The sequence below is a fragment of the Peptoclostridium sp. AF21-18 genome (genome assembly GCF_003478825.1).
Taxonomy (GTDB): domain Bacteria; phylum Bacillota; class Clostridia; order Peptostreptococcales; family Peptostreptococcaceae; genus Peptacetobacter.
The window spans coordinates 1-1,242 of the sequence record NZ_QUGE01000053.1; the positions used below are offsets into that span (position 1 = coordinate 1).

The window sequence follows — 1,242 nt, forward strand, 5'->3', positions numbered from 1 at the left end:
TGATCTCTCTTTTATCTATAACACTTAAGTAATTATCTATCAATTAATTATTCTATTATTGATGCAACTACACCAGATGCTACAGTTCTTCCACCTTCTCTTATTGCGAATCTTAATCCTTCTTCAACACATATAGAGTTTATTAAGTCAACTTCTATTGTTACGTTATCTCCAGGCATTACCATTTCTGTTCCTTCTGGTAATTTACAAGCTCCTGTTACGTCTGTTGTTCTGAAGTAGAACTGTGGTCTGTATCCATCGAAGAATGGAGTATGTCTTCCACCTTCTTCTTTTTTAAGAACGTATATTTCTGCTGTGAATTTTGTATGAGCATTAACTGTTCCTGGTTTTGCAAGAACCTGTCCTCTTTCTATTTCATTTCTCTGAACACCTCTTAATAATGCTCCTATGTTATCTCCAGCTTCTGCCTGATCTAGTAATTTTCTGAACATTTCTACTCCTGTTACTACTACTTTTCTTGGAGCTTCTGCTAATCCTACTAGTTCAACTTCGTCCTGTACTTTAAGTACTCCTCTTTCAACTCTACCTGTTGCAACTGTTCCTCTACCTGTTATAGAGAATACGTCTTCTACTGGCATTAAGAAGTCTTTATCAACGTCTCTTTCTGGAGCTGGTATATATTCATCTATCATTTCGAAGAATTCTACTATTTTATCTCCCCATTCGCTTGATGGATCTTCTAATGCTTTTAATGCAGATCCTCTTACTATTGGAGTATCATCTCCTGGGAAATCATATTCGTTTAATAATTCTCTTACTTCCATTTCAACTAATTCAAGAAGTTCTTCGTCGTCTACCATATCACATTTGTTTAAGAATACAACTATGTAAGGTACACCAACCTGTCTTGATAATAGTATATGTTCTCTTGTCTGAGGCATTGGACCATCAGTTGCTGATACAACTAATATAGCACCATCCATCTGTGCAGCACCAGTTATCATGTTTTTAACGTAGTCAGCATGTCCTGGGCAGTCAACGTGTGCGTAATGTCTGTTTGGAGTTTCATATTCAACGTGTGCAGTTGATATTGTGATTCCTCTTTCTCTTTCTTCTGGAGCTTTATCTATGTTAGCGAAATCTACTGCTTCTCCTAAGTGATATCTGTCGAATAATGTTTTTGTTATTGCTGCTGTTAATGTAGTTTTACCGTGGTCAACGTGTCCTATAGTACCTATATTAACATGAGGTTTACTTCTTTCAAATTTAGCTTTAGCCATT

1 protein-coding gene is annotated in these 1,242 nt (G+C 36.2%); it reads right to left on the reverse strand.

What is annotated here, in order from left to right:
- Positions 1 to 47: 47 nt before the first annotated feature.
- Complete coding sequence (tuf, locus tag DWX74_RS10895) at positions 48 to 1,241, reverse strand: elongation factor Tu (RefSeq protein ID WP_118549961.1); 1,194 nt, start codon at positions 1,239 to 1,241, stop codon at positions 48 to 50.
- Between the last annotated feature and the right edge of the window lies 1 nt (position 1,242).

Excerpts from the sequence above, each read along its gene's own strand:
- tuf (WP_118549961.1), bottom strand. The coding sequence starts at position 1,241 with ATGGCTAAAGCTAAATTTGAAAGAAGTAAACCTCATGTTAATATAGGT.